Genomic DNA, 18420 nt, shown 5'->3' with positions numbered 1-18420 from the left:
GCGATAATGGCAGATGCCAGAGGCCGATATTTGGAAAATTCACAAACCAATAAGCTATTTAATATCAATTAGTTAATGGATTAGGAAAGAAATAGGAAATAGATTGGAAGTAAAGCAAGGTGCTACTTGTAGCACTTGATATAAAAGGATCTCAAATTAGCTCTGTATTTTTACAAACGTCAGTTACAGACAACCCTCTGCCAGTTCTTTAGTCAGCAATCGTTTTGTTTGAAAGTTTTACAGGTAAATATTGTAGTTCGATGTAATGGTTGAACTTAAACACCGTAAACCAAAGGCTCGCAGTATTTGAGGGTGCTTCAATGAGCTATTGCTAACTCGTCGAATAATGAACAAAAGTTCTCTCGATTTTCACTTCTGTTGATGGGGAGTATGCAGCAGCGCTGAGTGCGCTGCCCATTGGCTTAGTTGAAAGTTAGCCCAATAAATAAGCAACTCAGATTAGATAACACTACCATTGTTATTTGCTTTCACTTCAAGCTTTACTACCTCACCTAACTCCTCGAGCCACTTAGGCGAGTTAGAAACTCTGGAACTCAAGTAGTCAAGTAACTGAGCTTTCATCACAGTTGTTGCTTCATATTGAGTATGAAACTGTTGTTTTTTCAGCGCTTCAAGGTGGGAATCCAATGCATTTCTCAAAACATTAGGGTCCAAATCTAAAGCTTCATTAAAAAGAACGATGTATTTTTCTCTCGCTCTTTGAATATTATCTTGAGTATTACGGTAATTCTTGACCAAGTTCGCCTTTGGATTTTCTTTGGTTGACAGATAGTTACCAAGGATCTCAAGCTGTTTCAAATCATTCGAAAGGTCCGCTGCAAGAGCTGAAAGGTTACTTACCAAAAGGCTGCTTTTTTCCACTAAGTCTTTGTTTACTCCAGCTTCGACAATCATCACGATATGTGACGGCTGCCCTTTCACATTTTTCAGCTTAATGTAAAACATTTCATTGTTTTCATAGACATCGGAGTCAGGAATAATAGGAATATTTATTGATTTTTGCACTTCACCAGGCTGGAACTGTAAAGCAATATCAAGGGCTCGATAGTCCTCAGCTGCTTTTGCAGTACCATCTTCTGTTATCAACTCTATCTGTTGTACTAAATCAATGCCTGTTGTTCGATGAAGAGTAACTTCCACAACGGCATTAGACTCTTGAACTTCAGTCTTCACACCAGAAAAAGTAATATTTTCATATTCTTTAGGAAAAAAATATGGATAAGATAGCGCTGCCAATGTTGATAAACAAAGTACCCAACTAAAGGAAGTGACAAACGAAAAATGCCAACGCGCAAACAGTAATGGCTGAGCACAAACACCACACTTGTTGGCATATGATTTAGTAAATAACTTATGCGCCCGAGCATTGCTGCAGTGTTCTATATTGTTGCAATAATATTGTGCTTTTATTGGTTTAATCGACATCTACATTACTCAAAGTATCATATCTATTTCTTGTGCTAGTGATTCAAGCTCACTCTCTAGCTGGTTTAGCATTTGCTGTTGTCGTGATTCGCTTGCCGCTTCCTGAAATTGTCTCAATACCTCCTCTCGACTCAGGCCGAGCCATGGGTAACGTGTTTTCAGCTGGCTAATTTTTGTCTGATTAATATGTTCAAGACCTTTGTATGTTTCTATCTTATCCAGCAACGCATCATGGCTTGCAATTAAAGCGTTTAACTTCTCACTTTGTATTACTATCAACTGTGTTAGTTGTACCTTGTCACTTTCAAGCTCTTGATTTTCTTCTTCAATCGCATTCATTTGAGCTTCGATATCCACTACTCTTCGGTTTAGCTGTGCCTGTCGTTGCTTTGCTTTTTCTTCGCTCCATCCATACAACCCACCAGTTGTCGGATCACCTGTCGTCTTACAACCTGCTAGCAAAGACAAAAACAAGCAATATATAACCCGCTTCAGCATTAATATAATTTCCGTCTATCTAATGAAGCTAGCTGGGCTTGCATGACTTCTAGCTCGTTCTTTTCAGCAAGAAGTTGTTGAATAACCGTTTCACTATGTGAGGCTAATTGCACAGAAACGGTTTCTCTTTCTTGTGCCAGCACGTCCTTTTGGTACTGAATTTCTTCAGTCAATATCTCGACTAACTTAGCTGACTTGGAAACTGCTTTAGACAGGCTATCTTTTTGCGTTTCTAAGCTACTATACTCAGCACTGCGTTTTTGAGACTCTGCCTCAATGCTTTCTAACTGCGCGGTATAACCTTCTATTTCCAAATGAATTTTTTCTCTTTCATTTTTTGCTGCGATAAGTTTCTCTTGTGCCCCTTTAATCACATCTTGCATATATAACTCAGTATTAGCGTAATCCTGCTTCTTCTTAACCACACTCTTGGCATAAAGATCACCGGCAACAGCACCAATCAATGCACCAATCATAGCGGCTTGCTTATTGTCACCTAACACCAAACCAAGCGCACCACCAATGAGTGCACCTGTCGATGCTCCCTCAGCTCGAGTTTGAGTGTCGTCAGTCATTGCACACCCGGATAGCAAAGCTGTCATGATTGAAGCAGCAACAAGGTTTTTTCTACTTTTCATCGTTCGTTTCCCATTGGTTATTGGATTTAGTAAGTACATCAGCTAATTCTTCGATATCGCTCGAGGCATGGCTGTTAGGGGCTGGCAGTAGCTCTTCTATGGTCGACTCTTTAGTATTTAAATGACGGTAATCATTTTCGATACGCTCTTTTTCGTCTAGTAAGTCCTCAAAATCATCGCTGTCGCGCAGGAAACTCAATCTTCTTTCTGTAACTTCGTCCGCAAGCTTTTGCTTTTCGTCTTTGCTTTGTTTTAAATCAACTAAACGCTGCTCTAAACGCATACTATCGACATCGGCAATTGATTTGAGCTTACGATCTCGACTATCAAGCTGCGCTTGGATCAGGCTTTCGTCTTTAATTTCTAGTCTTTCAATCAGTAGATCCATTCCTCGGCTGCGCCTCAACAGAGCCGATACCTCACAGAGCAATTCATCTTGTAACTTTGCGTTATACTCGCGTTTATTCACCCAAAGCGTAATGGAAGGGATAAGTAATGTTGATGCCTTGAAAAGCCTAATAACTTCCTGTTTTATATCTTCTAGTTCATTCTCAATCGCCAATTTTTTACAGACTCTATCGTCATTCCCTTTAAGGGCGGTGTTGGTATGACGCTCAGGAGAATCAATTCGGTAACCAAAATCCCATTTTTCAAACGTTTCCCAACTATGTTCACCACCGGCGTCACTGACGACTAGACCGAGCACTTCAAATGCACCACTGAATGAATACTCGGCACCAATCCCGTCTTGTCCACCAAAAAAATGCTTAAATTGGATTGGTATTTTTTTACCTCTTAGCTCTTCAAGCCTCATGGCATCTTCAGATTCAACTGCCATAAGTGACTTAATACTTACCACCAAGCCATGTTGTTCACTTAATCGTTTGCCAATTTCATCTTCAAGTTGAGGCCGGATTAATTCTTCAAACTGACTTAATGCTTTGTAATGATTAAACTTGTCATTCAACATCACTTCTTTGCAAATGTCGTGTACTAATACTTTTATTCTGTCGAGAATTTGCGCTTGCGTTATTGCTAACAAATCAATCTGATTGTCGTTTTCACTACTTGCAAATAAGTGACGGTATTTCTCAAACTCTCCTTCTTTCGCCTTAACTTCCATGCGAATATTTAACCGTACACGGCTACCAAACATCCCCGTTTTAAATGCGCCATCTTCTTTATCAAACGTGAGCATCAACCCATTTAATAACCTCAGCGGAGCAATGTTTGGTAATGTATGAAATGAATTAAGTTCATAACCAATCGCAGTAGCTTGTTGCTTAACACTATTTTTAACCTGATCGGAGATAGAGACGTCTTGACTCGTTGCCGTTTTGAAGTTGCTCAGCAGATCCATTTCAGATTTGCCCAAAATATGCTGACGGATTGCTCTCTCAATACCCGCCTTCATGTGTGCTACCACCCCCTCGATATCGCTAATTTCAGACTTGCGATAGGCTTGATAGTTATTCAATGTCATTTGACATTCGGACGTTACTTCTAAGCCCGTTTCTTTTATCTTGGTACTATATTTAAATTCGGCATATCGCTCTGGTGCATTACGCAACGTAAAGCCAATATTAAAATCCATTCCTTTTAATTCTTGCTGCATTTGCTCGCACACCGAAGTGTTTAATTCACTGCTTTCTCCACGCTGTAGCTCTTGCTGATAAAACTCATCCAATAAGTTGCTATTTTGTGAGTCCAAGCATTTCTTATACATTTTCGACATGCAGTGATGCAGGTGCTTATCTATTAAATTAAATAATCCTTTTTCCGGCGTGCCCGACATACTCAAGATTTCGACTAACTTATGTGCTTCAGTTTGATCTGTAATTTTAAGCTGAAAGGTAGCGTAAAACTCTAGTGCAATCTCACTTGCACCTTCATGCCATTCAAATGGAATTTTGCTAATGACGATTGGTTTTGTATGAGATTTAACAAAGAAATATTCATAATGTTTCTTATTAAATAAATCAGATAGCAAACCTTGCTTGGTTACGATTTGGTTGGTTTTCTTATTCCAAGTGACAACAAATCCTTCTCCATGAACTCTCGGATTGTGAAAGTTAGTATCGACTTTTCTGATTAAGTTGCTCAAATTAGAGATGCTTTCATGCATGGTAGGATTCTCTTCTAGGTTTTTTAAATTGTTTAATAGCTTCGCTTAACACGCCTTTTTTTAGCTTTAGTAGCATCCTCAACTCTTTATCTGATATACAATTTCTGTACTGCTCTACCGCCTTATCTCGCTGAATTCTTAAATCTGCTTTAATTTGCTCGTACTGTTTTCTGGTGCAAGCAATGGCAAACAATTGATTCAATCGTTTGAATTTTTCATTTAACTCCGTAAGCATCATGTCGTAATGCTCATATTCGCTTTCATCGGTGATATATTGCGCTTGGAGCAGCGTTTGCTTTATATAAATTGATGTGGTTAAAAATGCTGTGATGTTTCTCTTCTTTAGACTTTCGCTCAAACTTGGCATCGCGAGCAATTGGTAAATTAACTCTTCCGCCCCCTCTTCAAACATTAACGTAATCAAGTAGGAGGTAGCCTTATCATCAACTTGGTTATTTCCCTCTAACACACGATGCATAAGACTAAAAACAAAAAGTCTCACAATCATTAAAGTTAAAACACACTTCTCACTATCGGAAGGTATACTTTTTAGTATTTTTAATAAGTGAAAGGAGTCGCTATATAAATACCCTGAAAAATAGTAGCGAAGCAGCGCAAAGCTAGGACATTTCTTACTCTTATCCAACCCAAGCTCATAGCTTTTAGAAAATATATACTCTAATGACAAAACTTCAGACTCACTTTCAAATTCAATTGAATAGGCTAGAGTATTAAACAAAAAATAGAGGTGATTTTTGAAATCACACACCATCTCTTTAAGCTTATTTTCATAGGTTGATTTAAATACTGGCACCCAGTTGTCAATATGAATTTCTAAGTCTGAAATAGATATTAAATCTTTCTCTTTCTTTTCCACTTGCCCTAGTAGTTGATAAATAAATTCATCGATGGCTATTTTGAATCTATCTTGATAAGAGAGCGCCCTAACAAATGAGATAAAATGAATTATTTTTGAATTTGGACACTGACGATAACGTTCAAATAATTTTAATAGGTAGTCACTGTTAATAGTAATTACCCCGACTTCAGAAAGCTTTAAGTAGAAGTAGGCGAGGTCTGAAAAAAGTGCATCTATGTCAATGAGTTCATTTGTTATATCCTGATCAAAAATGACTTCCTCAATAATTGGCGAGAGTACAGCTAGTTGGAATGGATTGTTTGTAAGCAACTTTTCTCGATATACGCTTGCCTGCTTAATCGAACTTAGCCTGATACAACAAATACCTAAGCCCGACGGTGATGTGAGCTCAAGCCCAGCTAATTTTAAAAACGCATCAGGATCTTGCTGCCAACGAGCATAAGCATGAGTTAACGCTTCGACTCCTTCTCCTATTTCTTTAGCTTGTTTTAATTTATGGTCAAATGCCTTAGCAATTGCATTTTGAAACAACACCAGTGGCATATTGTTAAACCAACAAGTTAGTGTAATAACTAAACAGTCCAACCAATCGTCGTTATCTAGTGCTGCCACAGGTAATGGGTCATGTGTAAAGTGAACTGCAGGCTGCCAATAACCAAGCATAGAACTTACAGAGTTGAAACGCAGGTATTCCTGGATCCTTCTAGGACAGTCACTATCGCCTTTACTATCCAATACCATAAGCAGCGTCGCCTTACGTGCTTTTAGTTTAGACGTTAGTGCATTTAGATTTTCACGGGTTTCGATAAAGCGCTCGAAGCTTTCTAGGTCTTCTATTGGTTGCCTAATAACATAAGCGTGTTGACTTTCTACGTAAGGAAATCTTGCTTCTAAATACTCAGTCATTCGACATGAATTGTGACGTATGTAGTAAGATGATATGTCGGTGTGCTGTAAAGCAGCAGCGATAGCCTCTGAGAGATAAAAGGCATTCTCGTTATTTTTTCCAATAATCAGCCAATTGTGACAAACGAGGAAGTTGTTAAGTTCGGCTAACTTGATGTCATCTAAAATGACCTCATTACTCGCAATTTTTGGAAACGTTCTTAACTGAAGTGCTTCATACTTCAATGGTTTCTTGTCAGCGTTTGAAAAATAGTTATTGACCTGAACATCTCTGTTCCCTTGGATCACGGCCTCTTCAAACGTACTACTATCAAACTGGCTCAGTTGCTGAGGAACATCATTCTCATATGCATTGGTTTCGATGCCAATGCTTGAACCAGCTTCCGCTTCCTTTGGATCCGCACTCATATAAAATCACTTTTAAATATAAAAAAGAAGTAATTAAACCTTAATAGCTTCTAAAAACGAGCACTTCGTTATAGAGATACAAGCTTCTTAACTAGCTTACATTTTCAGGGTTAAGCCACCCCTTATCAGAATTTAAGATTACCTTTAATCTTTAGCACCAAAATTAAGCGTAATATCCCTATTACCAGTGATAACATTTGGGCCATTCGCCCCGCCGTTAAAGGTGCACCCTTGAAACTGAGTATTGCTTTGCTGGCCATTTTGATTTGTAGGGTCTGAGTGGTGGTTGTTTTGTTGATTTTCTATTCGCTTTTGGTGGTATTCCAGCGCTTCTTCAGGCTCAATATTAAGCGCAGTCAATAGATTCTTTAGCTTACTTACCGTCGATGACGAGAGTGGCGCTAAACTGGCTAAGTAGCCTTCCGTCTTATAATTGCGAAGACTTCTATCACTCATGTAAGCACTGTCTGTAACTTGCTGCTCGGACAGTCCGTTTTGATTAATCTTCTCAACAATCAGCTGCCTTAAGGACTCTAATTGCACCTCATCCGCAAAGTTATAAACTTGTTCCATTTCGCGCTCCTTACCCTTAGGCATATCAAAAATCTCGCTTACAGATCTAAAAACCACATTTAGATTACATTTCTATACAATTAGAACACAATTTTCAAATCTATTTTCACTTTGTTACTTAAATATAAATTATGAAGGTAACTACCATTCGGTAACTTGCATCATTGTGAATATCAATGACCATTACTTGGCACTGAAATAAAATTATTTAAAATCATACCGATACTAGCTAACTAACTGTTCTGCACATTTATCAATCGGACTTTGTCAGCGAAACCAGACGCAAATTCATTGCCGAACAAGTCTGTCAAGGTAGAAATAACCACCCCTATCGCTTGGCACAAAATTGCAGAAATATCATTCCTGGATGCAATGCGGGTTTGAATTGGCAACCTTCTATAATTTGCAATTTACTGAAGGCTGTTCACAAAGCTCACTGCCCCTATCTAGACATCAAAGCTTAGCAACGTAATAAATAACTCACTTATAAAACCACTATAAATTTCCGTTCCCATTCCGTTTTTATTCCTTATTTTTCCTTCACAATCATACAGTTAAATGAAAACCTATAAATACCAAAACACATCAGATGGGGTGAATATGAAAAAGCTTATTGAAATTTTTAAGAAAACAAATCAACAAAGACAGATAGGAGAATCAAAGATGACTAAAACTACATTGTTAAGAAATGGTTTCTGCCAATATTCTTTGCCAAATTTAAACGTTGGTTCACGACAAGATATTGAGTCGTTACTGAAGCAGGTAGAACCTGAATTAGGCTTAGACACCTATATTCCATCCGGCCAAAATGCAAGAGGTATCGTGCGCTATACCGTCAAGGACGCTAACACTCACCTTATCAGCCCCGAAAATAGACAAGGAGGCCAATACTATGTTTACGGCTTGTCCCAACAACTAAACCCGGACGCAGGGGGTAAACAAAGATGGTTCAAAGCAATAACACATTGCACTGACGGTACATTGATTTGCAACCACCCAGTAATAGCAGCGCTGACTGAATTTTTGATCCAACATTCAATTCCAGCACCGTCGTACCATGTTGAGCATCAGTTTATTGGCTATTATCCGACACCTCATGCGGATTGCTTAGTAACCCCAAATACGCTTCATTTCGACGGGTTAAGTCATCAAACGATTACCTCAATCCTTACGCTGGCCAGAGAGAATGTATCAGGCGGGGAGTTTGTGATAGCTGACGGTGTCGCGGTAAACACCCCTATAGATAATGTCAGTACCCAAGATCTTCGGCTCTTTGCTGAATTACCAGTGGGGTCAGGAGTGATTATGGACGAGTGTCAACGTGGTACTTCCCGCCCACTTTGCCATAGTGCAATGGCGACAAGAATGGAGAATGTGCAGCAAAATACCGTCTCTAAACGAATAATTTTGGTCTCAGAAGTCACGCCTATTTGGCACTAGAAAACCAAAGGGCTCTTTTATAGAGCCCTTTTCAATTTAGCTGATTGTAGAGGATAGCTTTTCTATAGCTCAAGTATTACGCCGCAACCCGTCCTTTATGGATCAATCGCTCACATAGCGCCTGCCACTCATCGGTTTGTTTTTTGCCTTCAATTCGGCGACCAAACAGCGTTAATACAGTCTCGCGATTGGCATCAAAAAACTCAATAGAGGTAACCACAGTATTGCCGTTATCCGTGGGTTTTCTGACCACGAACGCGCGGGTTAGGTCGTCTGCTTTTATATGCAGGCTAAACTCAGGATCTAATACGTTAAACCAAGGGCCAACTTGTTTGAGGTTTTCAACCTTTCCAGAGAAGATCTGTACCGCACCTGGATTGCCAACGAATACCATAATCTCTTGCTTAAACATGTTTGCTTGCTGAAATATATCTGCAAGGTCAAAGCTTTGTAGCTCAAAGCTCCATGGTGAGCCAACGATTTCAAGGGCCTGCAAGCGTTCAAGGTTGTATGTCTCTAAAAGCTTTGGAAAATGATGGACATCATTTAACTCGCCCCACTGCGACCTAAAATCATCTAGTTGCGCAGTACTCAAGTCCCTAATATTAGTATCTAGGACTTCAAAAGGCGTTACATCCAACTTGTGACTATGTGTTAGCTGGTAGCGTGCTTTAAGGTTCACAAACTCGTTAAAGTCGGCGTCTGCAGTCATATATACCTTATGTACAGCCCGACCATTTTCATCGAAAAATTGAAAACTAGTATGCTTATCCGTTTCAACAAGAAATACACTTTTCCATTTGTGCAAGAAAAGCCGCAGATCAATCCCTCCTGGATTGATGGCCACGGCACTAAGTTTGTTACTGTGCCCTGTAACATAGAGCTTTTCATACAAACCAGTTATCTCGCTCACCACAGAGCCATTTCTAGTCAAAGCCATCACTTTTCCAAGCTTTTTAAATCCTTTTAATAAATCCGCGATTTTATGCTCATCTAATCTGGTAACTCGAGACGTAACAGGCTCATCCAGCTGTGCGTTTAGCAACTCAGCTTCACTCACACCTAGCTGCATAGCCGCAACAATGGGCCTAATGTTAGGCTCTCCGATTAGTAGCATTTTATAATCTTGAATAAGTTGTTCCATATTTCCTCCACAAGGAACCTAGCTTAACCACCCATTTGGCAAAGAAAGAAAACAAGTTGTTGATTTACAGTGCTCACATATATAGACGCAACATCATCCGATCAAACCATGTACCAACTTTGCAAATACCATGAAACCCAAAACAAATGAAAATGAGAATTAATATCAAAAATGATACTAGCAATTTATTTCGTCTAATGAAAGTCCACACAGATTAAAACATTTCTACTCAATCAAAAGCACTCGTGTTCAATTGAATATGCAGGCTGGCATACCAACTCGCTTAATTCAGCTTCCAATTTTGAGGCGAGAGAATCTTGTCGATAACACCGCTACCGCCAAGGTACCTACATCCATGTAGGCAGGGCGAAAATTTTGCTATTCAGTTGTTCTAAATGAGAAATTTTTAACGCCGTTAGCGTCAGATTTGCTCCTTAAAATTGAGCAAGTATTAAGGCTAATTGGTACTAGTTACCTCCTAAATTGATGCGCCTTTTACGGGGCGTAAACACAAAATGGCAAGACTAAACAAAATAATAGCAAGCAGCGCCATTGCGGCCGCACCAAGGCTGTAAGCAAAACCTGCGACGGCAGACCAAATCGCCACACCAATGTGCATCATGCTCATGGCCAGTGAGATAAGTACACCACGATGTGCAGGCGAAAGTCCTGAAATATATGCCTGTAATGCCGGTGAACCAATGCCGCCAGCCAATGCCCAAAGTGTCATCAAAAAGTATAACGGTATGAGAGAGATACCTTGATACCAATAAAGACCGCTACTGGCAATGAGGCAAACGACCAATGACGCACGCATGACCTGCCGCCCACTTTCAAAGTGGGTTGCGAGTTTTGGCATCATCAGGTTTCCAGCAACACTCACTAAGCCTAATAAGGCATACAGTACACCAATAAACCACACTGACAGTGCTTGTGTATCTCGTAAATGCTGCCCAACCAAATTGAACAAACCAATACCACCACCTAAACCGATACACATGGTAAGTAATGCGCCAACAACACCGGGGATTTGCCATAGCTTGACTGATATCTTGGTGCCTTCTCCAGCTTTGTCACTTGGGATCGCACGGCGGTTTACGGTAAGTAATAACGCCACAACCCAAGTGGCGATCCCGAGTGCAACAAAAGCCGCTCGCCACGACATTAAATGCGTTAAAAACGCGCCAAACGCAGGACTTGAGATCATGCCAAGAGTTAAGCCTGCTTGCACCCAACCGATCCGTTTGAGCGCATCTCCACCAGAGCTTGCCGCGATGGCAAACGCAATCGGGAGCATGCCAGCACTGGCAATCCCCGTGATCACACGAGCAACTAAGCCCCACTCAAATGAAGTGACAAGCCCTGTCGCGATGGAGGCACCACCAAAAACCACGATTGCAGGTAAGATGATAGCGCGGTGCCCTGCTTTATCCGAGAGCGCCCCAAATAGTGGAGCCACAATCGCTAGGGCAACGCTGTAAGTGGTAATAAACAGTGTAACTCGCTCAGGCTTTACACCTAATTCGAGTCCAATAGGTTCAAGAATAGGCCCAAGCATCAGCTCATCGGCCCCGACTAAAAACGCAATAAAGGCGAGTAATAAAGTCAATAACATCTCTTTACCCCATTTTTGCGCAGCAAACGTTTACCTTGCAGGTGTTCAGCAAAGCAAAAGAAATAAAGCTAAAATTAAGCTTGTGTTTGTATGAGCCACTACCTGACGTCATCAGGTCATTTAAAAGCAAATTCATTAAATTACATCCATAAAACAACGGGAGGTCGACAGTTATGCCGACCTCCCGTTTCAAAAAACTTTGAAAATGTGTGCCACTGAATTTCGGGCACAAAAAAGCCGGCGATGAAGTATCATCGCCGGCTTCGTCTTTCCAATCATCAGATACACTGCCGCCGCCCACCTTTATTCAAGTAGTCGCCAATGTCTCTGATGAAGATTTAGAAAGTAAGCTCCGAGCAACACTTCATCGTGTTAATGCGCGGAGCAAAGCCTTCTAACAAAATTCTTAAATAGGATGTAAAACATCGTGGAAAGATCCAAATTAAAATCGCGCGCCAATGTATACGATGTCGATTAAGTAGTCAATAATCCAAACCAAGATACGTCAACACAGCGGTGTGCTACCCCTTATCCCTAAGCGCAAAGCGGTAAACACCAGCAATTAGCAAACAGATGGTTATAGGTAACCACAGCGCCTGAAAGTGAAACTTGTTGTAAAGCCAAGCGCCCAACACGCCACCTGCCACAAACCCTGAAATGATCAACACAAACAGTTTTGTTTTTCTGGTATCCAAAGGCTCGCCTCTAAACAATGCCCCAATCATCAGTCCTAAGTCGGTGAATATTCCTGTTACATGGGTTGTCCTCACTACAGCTCCACTGTACGTGGTGGCCAATGCGTTTTGCAGTCCACAAGCGGCTGAGGCAAAAAAGTGGCCGTAAAATGAGCCTTGCATCAGTAAGACGAGAGACACGGTAAGCAAAATAGCTTCAAGTATCAGCGCGGTATCGTAATGCTTGCCAAGGGTTAATGTAGTGCCATGCAGCAAAAACCCCGCAAGTGCAGAGCCAAGCAAGAACGCGAGTAACACTCCAAATAAGTGCAGGGTTTCTTTAAGGCTGCCACCTAAAAAACTAGTTCCGAGCATAGTCGCAGTGCCGGATAAATGAGAAACGGATTGGTGCTCAAAGCTAAGCAGGCCGATTGCATTCACAAATCCTGCAACGAGAGCCAATATAAAAGCGCCGATCTCAACCCATTTTGGTAACTTAGAGATCATCTCTTTGCCATTGGGTGATCAGGGTTTAGTTGCAGTAAGTCCCAGCGGTTGCCATAGAGATCCTCAAATACAGCAACCGTGCCATAATCTTGCTCTTGCGGCTCGCGAATAAACCGAATGCCAATAGATGTCATGCGCTCATAATCACGCCAGAAATCATCGGTATTTAAAAATAAAAATACCCGCCCACCAGCTTGATCACCAATAAATTCCTGCTGCTCTGGCGTAGAAGCTCTGGCAAGTAGTAACGCAGTACCATGAGAATTAGGTGGTGCCACCACCACCCAACGTTTATCTTGCTCGGGTTGATAGGTGTCTTCTATTAATTCAAAACCTAGTTTATTGACGTAGAAGTCGATGGCTTCATCGTAGTCTTTGACGACGAGCGCAATATTGACAATATTTTGTTTCATGATGAGGGCAACCCATAGCCTCTTGCCATAAGTGCAGCAAGTAGCGGTAAAACTAAAAGTAACAGCATTTCTAGCCTTTTAATGACGATAATACGCTGGGGCACAAATAAATTATCTTTTGTTGTATTACGGTGCTTCAATAAAAACACAGTCGGAATGATAGACAGCAAAGCGATTAACAAAAATAGTCCGACTTTGGCATGGAAAATCGGATTTTTAGTGTAGAACTCACAGGGCTTGCCAACTACAAACCACAACGTTAACCCCGCGCCAAGTGTTACCAGCGCACTGACACCATACAAGCCATCAACTACCGCTAACCGCTTAATACTCTGACTACTCATTGATTTAGAGAGTAACACGTTTTCAATCGCGAGCGTCGATGCCAAAAATAAAATACCGATAAAATGAATATATCTAACGACTATTTCTTCCATGCTGTGCCCCAATTACCATTTTAGCCTTGATAAAGTGTGTTGTTTTCTTCTAAAAAGTTCACCAAAGGCAAAAACAGGGGCTGCGGCAATTCATCAAGCGAGAACCACTGCCATTGTTTGCATTTATTTGGCTCTTTAACTTCTGCATCATGAGTATCGCACCTTGCCATGACAAACAGAGTGACATAATGTTTCTGCTCATTGGCAAAATAATCATTAGTAAAACCAAGCTTTTCAACGTTTACAACATCTAGCCCCGTTTCTTCATGCACCTCTCTTATCGCGCATGCCTCAATGTCCTCTCCATACTCTAAATGGCCACCAGGGGTTGCCCAAGTATGTGCGCCATGAGCGCCGATGCGCTCACCAAGCAAAATTTTATTATCGTGCATTATTACCACGCCAACCCCGACGCGTACGACTTGATCCATTATTTTTCCTTTAACTGTTACTGCAAATATTGACTCGCTGAACTTATTATTCAGGGTGATTTAAACACCCCGAGCTCAGCAAGTTTAGCTTCTAGTACCTTAGTGCTTCATTTTCATCACGGAGCGTCGTTTTTTCCGTACCTGACATCAACTTACTCCCCGGTAATGGGGCGTCATCAAAGGTCAGCGCTATTTCTTTCGCCCCGACATAAAAGGCAGAATAAGTAGAGAAAGGATACACAACCAAATCGTTTTCAACTTTCGTTCCTTGTAAATTTTTAACTCGCAGTGTACCGCAAACCTTCTCTTTAGTACTGCCTTCGCACTCAGACTTTTACGTTAAGCTCGCCAAGATTTCAAGCGCATGTTTTCTATCACTTAGCTCGTATAAATCGTTGGTAAAAATAAACTCATCGACCGCTAACTCACGTTTAATCATGCTGAGTTTATGGTGGACAGTCGCGGGGCTTCCAACCACAGATAGGCCTAAAAAGCTTTCAACTTGCATTTGCTCTTGGGCATTCCATAGACCCTCCATCGAATCAACGGGGGGTTTCAACCATAACGCCTGGCCTCGCATCAACGCTAGGATACGTTGCTTTGACGTGGTAGCTAAATACTGCGCTTGTTCGTCGGTATCGGCTGCAACTACCGGTAAGCCAAGCGTTACATAAGGTTTATCTAACACCTTTGATGGTTGGAAATCGCGGCGATAAAGCGCGATAGCATCATGCACGAATCGTGGCGCAAAGTGACCCGCAAATGCATAAGGTAAACCTCGCTTTGCGGCGAGCTGGGCACTATAAAGACTCGAACCAAGCAACCAGATTGGTACCTTGGTGTTTTCGCCCGGAATGGCCCGCACCGAGGATCTACCGTCATAAGGACCGAGCAAGGCTTGTAATTCAGCGACTTCGTCATCAAATTGTTCTGCACGTCTGTCATCGCGACGCAGTGCTCGGCTGGTAATAGGATCGCTACCAGGCGCGCGCCCTAATCCCAAATCAATGCGTCCAGGATAGAGGCTTTCTAAGGTGCCAAACTGCTCAGCGACGACTAACGGTGGATGGTTTGGCAACATCACGCCACCCGCCCCTACCCGAATATTGTGAGTGTGTCCGGCAATATGCCCTATCAATACGGAGGTTGCTGCGCAGACGATGCCACGCATATTATGATGTTCAGCCATCCAAAAGCGTTTAAAGCCAAGTTCATCCGCTTTTTGCGCATAAGCCACGCTGTTAGCGAGGGTTTGTGAAACGGTATCTTGCTCTTTCATCGGGCTTAATTCGAGCAAAGAAAATGGCATGTTAGCAAGTGAAGTCATAACAATCCTTAACGGTTTGAGTTAGACCATAGAGTAAGGGTTGCTACTTCTATTTCAATCCGAAATCCCGCACTACATTGTTGCTGATTTTCGACTATCGCTATTTTGGCGATAACAAGCCAGTTTCACCTGTGATTTGATGGCTGTGTAATAGAGCTTTCAGATCCTGTCCACTTTAATCAGCCAACCATTTATACATAACATAGCTATCTACCAAACCCAATTTCCCGTGTTTATATGCCTTGGGAATGGTGCCCACAATGGTAAAACCAAGCTTTTGCCATAGTTTAATCGCCAGTTCATTGGTCGATACCACACTATTAAATTGCATGGCTTCGAATCCCAGCGCTAATGCTTGTTGCTGGGAATGTTCGCACATCAGCCGTGCAATTCCCTTACCACGAGCCAAACTCGACACCATGTAACCACAGTTACATATGTGGCTACTCGGACCCATCGCATTTTGTCGCAAATAATAGCTGCCAAGTACTTGCCCATTTTCAACATATGCAAAAGCTTTGAGCGGCGTTTCACACCAAAGTAAAAATGCCTGATCTATACTCATATTTGAGTCAAATGCATACGTTTCTTGCGCTTGGATCACTTCTGAAAACGTTGGCCAAAACGACTCAAAATCTTCCCGAGTTATCTCTCTTATCATCCCATTTCCTCTAAACGTCATACCTGATAGCAATTAACCCAATTCTTGCAAATATACTCATTCTACTAACCTCACACCACTTTTGTTTTAGGGAACCCGAGACGAATACTTGTCGAATCATTAGTTTTTCACGCTAATAGTTACTGACTTACCACTCCTGTAATGCACTGTAACTTTCTGTAATGTATTTAGCCTTTTTCAAAGCCTAGTATGAAACAGTAGATTGATGAGAAACCACTCATCAAAAGGATATTTAATTTTCTTGTGAGGTTGTTATGTGTACTAGAGCTTTTAATAACTGGAATAGAGCATATTTGGCTACTGCCAGAAATATGGACTGGATGTTTATATTACCTACCAGCTTGTTTGTACTTGAAAAAGGACTAAAAAAATCGGGGCTTGAGCCAGTTTCTGAGCTAGAGGCAATAGCAAGCGAGAAAACTCGCAACCCACTTACGTGGACATCTTCCTATAGTAGTGTGGTCGCTATGGTAGGAGATGATTGCAGCGGCTGGGCAGCCTCCGATGGCATGAACTCTATGGGGCTTGTCGCAAATGTATTGTACGACTCAGGCGCGACGTACGGTAAATCAGCATGCAAAAGTAAAAAGCAGCTGAGCGTACTGAGATGGTTGCAATATGTATTAGACAAATTTGTACTCGTCAAGGAAGTCGTTGACGTATTCAGCAAACAAGAAATTCAGATCGTTGGTGCAGAAGTACCTAACAGCGAAGGTAAAACCGCAGCATTGCATTTGATAGTGTCGGATATCAGTGGCGATTCAGCCATTATCGAAGTTGAGAATGGGGTTTTTAAGATCCATCACAGCGCTGACTATCGCGTTGTTACCAATGAACCAAGTTATGAAGATCAGCTAAGGATTAATGATTATTGGCTGTGGCAATGGAGTGATAAAAACAGTCAGCCGAGCCATACGATCCCTGGCGGTCCATACTCAACCGATAGATTCGAGCGCGCTGCGTTTTATCTTAATCACTTAGATTTACCAAACGATGAGCATGATGCCCTTGCACAGGCTCGCTCGGTTGCTGCAAGTGCATCAGTACCCCTTGGCTATAATTTTACAAGCAGTGCCAGCCCAAATATATCTAATACCTTGTGGACAACCGTTGCAGCACATAGGAGCCAAACCTATTACTTTTGCAATGCTCGCACGCCTCATGTTGCTTGGGTGGAATTGGCAAACTTTAACTTTGAATCGCCAGTCAGTGCCTTCACACTGATAAGCGAAGATCCATCTGGGGAATACATCAATAGCACCAGAAATGGCAAGTTAAACAAGCATTTTGAACCAACCGAAGATCCGTTCAAAAAGTAAGATTAGCAGATTTTTGAGCCAAACACGCCATAGCTCGTTTTGGCTCAAAAGTACTTAATTCACCGCCATATTCACAGCCATCACTAACAGTAGCACAGCAAATACCTTTTTAATCGTGGCAACAGGCAAATGATGCGTGGCTTTAGCTCCCATTGGAGCAGTGAACCAAGACGTGCACACAATTCCTAACAGGGCTGGCAAATAAACAAATCCGGCGAAACCATCCGAAAGTGCAAAGTGCGCACTGCCCGAGCTAATGTAGCCAACGGAACCAAAGAGCGCGATAACAATGCCACATGCAGAAGCGCATCCTATGGCCTTTTTCATATCAACAGAGAAAAACGTCAACAGCGGTACCAATAGCGCTCCACCGCCAATGCCTATCATGGCAGATAAACCACCTGTGATCGTCGTTAATACCGTAAGTATGCCTTTATTTGGCAGCTGCCTTTGGGTTGAGCTCTCATTTTTACTGCTATAAAACATTTTTATTGCTATCAATACCACACTTACTGCAAATACAATGCGCACTGCGTTTTCGGGTAATAGCGCAGCCAAAAAACCACTGATAAGCGCGCCTAGTGCAACGCCCGTCATTATCCACGGCGCTAAATCCCACGGTACATTGCCATTTTTATGATGCGCGATTGCCGATGAGGTAGAAGTAAATAAAATGGATGCCAGCGATGTCGCTACAGCGGCTATCACCACTTGCTCCGGCGGTAACACGTTAAAGTACAATAAAATACTGCTCAGCACCGGAACAATAACCAGCCCACCGCCAATACCTAACAATCCGGCTAAAAAGCCGACAACACTACCGAGTAGTGCACAATACACAAACAACAATATCAACTCACTCATTCCACTTATCTCTTCTTTTAATTGAGGCGCAATCACCTAAGTGAGCAATATGGCCGTTGCTTTTAGCCTTTGTGCCACCTAAGCGCTGCGAGT

17 protein-coding genes are annotated in these 18420 nt (G+C 41.7%); 2 read left to right on the top strand and 15 right to left on the bottom strand.

The annotated features are described in order from the left end of the window. Positions 1 to 459 precede the first annotated feature (459 nt). From QSH61_RS22825 to QSH61_RS22800, 6 genes are all read right to left on the bottom strand, one after another. Positions 460 to 1446 carry a Calx-beta domain-containing protein gene (locus QSH61_RS22825; protein ID WP_206472541.1) on the bottom strand — a complete coding sequence of 329 codons (987 nt, stop codon included), beginning with the start codon at positions 1444 to 1446 and terminating at the stop codon, positions 460 to 462. A 9-nt stretch (positions 1447 to 1455) separates the two neighbouring features. Next, positions 1456 to 1944, bottom strand: coding sequence for a hypothetical protein (locus QSH61_RS22820; RefSeq protein WP_010603766.1), 489 nt, complete (start codon positions 1942 to 1944; stop codon positions 1456 to 1458). Continuing rightward, positions 1944 to 2582, bottom strand: coding sequence for a YMGG-like glycine zipper-containing protein (locus QSH61_RS22815; RefSeq protein ID WP_010603767.1), 639 nt, complete (start codon positions 2580 to 2582; stop codon positions 1944 to 1946). Before QSH61_RS22815 ends, QSH61_RS22820 begins: the two co-directional genes overlap by 1 nt. Then, a complete protein-coding gene (locus QSH61_RS22810; RefSeq protein WP_206472543.1) occupies positions 2572 to 4707 on the bottom strand; it encodes a hypothetical protein in 2136 nt (711 codons plus the stop codon). The genes QSH61_RS22815 and QSH61_RS22810 overlap by 11 nt, the downstream gene beginning before the upstream one ends. After that, on the bottom strand, positions 4700 to 6901 hold the full coding sequence (locus QSH61_RS22805) for a hypothetical protein (protein WP_010603769.1): 2202 nt from the start codon (positions 6899 to 6901) through the stop codon (positions 4700 to 4702). Before QSH61_RS22805 ends, QSH61_RS22810 begins: the two co-directional genes overlap by 8 nt. Before the next feature lie 144 nt (positions 6902 to 7045). Beyond that, complete coding sequence (locus QSH61_RS22800; RefSeq protein ID WP_010603770.1) at positions 7046 to 7474, bottom strand: hypothetical protein; 429 nt, start codon at positions 7472 to 7474, stop codon at positions 7046 to 7048. A 663-nt stretch (positions 7475 to 8137) separates the two neighbouring features. On the opposite strand from QSH61_RS22800, the gene QSH61_RS22795 reads away from it, so the two are divergent. Next, a complete protein-coding gene (locus QSH61_RS22795; protein WP_010603771.1) occupies positions 8138 to 8914 on the top strand; it encodes a 2OG-Fe dioxygenase family protein in 777 nt (258 codons plus the stop codon). Between the two features lie 76 nt (positions 8915 to 8990). Here QSH61_RS22795 and QSH61_RS22790 read toward each other — a convergent pair whose 3' ends face one another. The 8 genes from QSH61_RS22790 to QSH61_RS22755 all read right to left on the bottom strand — a co-directional run bounded on the left by QSH61_RS22790 (position 8991) and on the right by QSH61_RS22755 (position 16123). After that, complete coding sequence (locus QSH61_RS22790) at positions 8991 to 10058, bottom strand: ChuX/HutX family heme-like substrate-binding protein (RefSeq protein WP_102058371.1); 1068 nt, start codon at positions 10056 to 10058, stop codon at positions 8991 to 8993. A gap of 478 nt (positions 10059 to 10536) precedes the next feature. Further along, positions 10537 to 11673: an MFS transporter gene (locus tag QSH61_RS22785; protein WP_206472545.1), complete on the bottom strand. Its 1137-nt coding sequence runs from the start codon at positions 11671 to 11673 to the stop codon at positions 10537 to 10539. 521 nt (positions 11674 to 12194) lie between these two features. Beyond that, entirely contained in the window at positions 12195 to 12854 is a 660-nt protein-coding gene (locus tag QSH61_RS22780; protein ID WP_206472547.1) for a YoaK family protein, read from the bottom strand. Next, positions 12851 to 13267: a VOC family protein gene (locus QSH61_RS22775; protein ID WP_010603775.1), complete on the bottom strand. Its 417-nt coding sequence runs from the start codon at positions 13265 to 13267 to the stop codon at positions 12851 to 12853. The genes QSH61_RS22780 and QSH61_RS22775 overlap by 4 nt, the downstream gene beginning before the upstream one ends. Beyond that, positions 13264 to 13704 (bottom strand): DUF2214 family protein, encoded by a 441-nt coding sequence (locus QSH61_RS22770; RefSeq protein WP_174169550.1) that lies wholly within the window; start codon positions 13702 to 13704, stop codon positions 13264 to 13266. Before QSH61_RS22770 ends, QSH61_RS22775 begins: the two co-directional genes overlap by 4 nt. 20 nt (positions 13705 to 13724) lie before the next feature. Beyond that, a complete protein-coding gene (locus QSH61_RS22765) occupies positions 13725 to 14135 on the bottom strand; it encodes a nucleotide triphosphate diphosphatase NUDT15 (protein ID WP_102058367.1) in 411 nt (136 codons plus the stop codon). A 334-nt stretch (positions 14136 to 14469) separates the two neighbouring features. Then, entirely contained in the window at positions 14470 to 15462 is a 993-nt protein-coding gene (locus tag QSH61_RS22760; RefSeq protein ID WP_206472552.1) for an LLM class flavin-dependent oxidoreductase, read from the bottom strand. A gap of 175 nt (positions 15463 to 15637) precedes the next feature. After that, positions 15638 to 16123: a GNAT family N-acetyltransferase gene (locus tag QSH61_RS22755; protein ID WP_010603786.1), complete on the bottom strand. Its 486-nt coding sequence runs from the start codon at positions 16121 to 16123 to the stop codon at positions 15638 to 15640. 314 nt (positions 16124 to 16437) lie between these two features. Here QSH61_RS22755 and QSH61_RS22750 point away from each other — a divergent pair, with 314 nt between their 5' ends. Beyond that, entirely contained in the window at positions 16438 to 17463 is a 1026-nt protein-coding gene (locus QSH61_RS22750; protein ID WP_248298712.1) for a linear amide C-N hydrolase, read from the top strand. A 54-nt stretch (positions 17464 to 17517) separates the two neighbouring features. Here QSH61_RS22750 and QSH61_RS22745 read toward each other — a convergent pair whose 3' ends face one another. Then, positions 17518 to 18327 carry a sulfite exporter TauE/SafE family protein gene (locus QSH61_RS22745; protein WP_010603788.1) on the bottom strand — a complete coding sequence of 270 codons (810 nt, stop codon included), beginning with the start codon at positions 18325 to 18327 and terminating at the stop codon, positions 17518 to 17520. Between the last annotated feature and the right edge of the window lie 93 nt (positions 18328 to 18420).

Origin of the sequence: Pseudoalteromonas sp. JC3 (assembly GCF_030291895.1) — a bacterium.
Lineage (GTDB): Bacteria > Pseudomonadota > Gammaproteobacteria > Enterobacterales > Alteromonadaceae > Pseudoalteromonas.
This window is presented reverse-complemented; position numbering and strand designations above follow the sequence as displayed.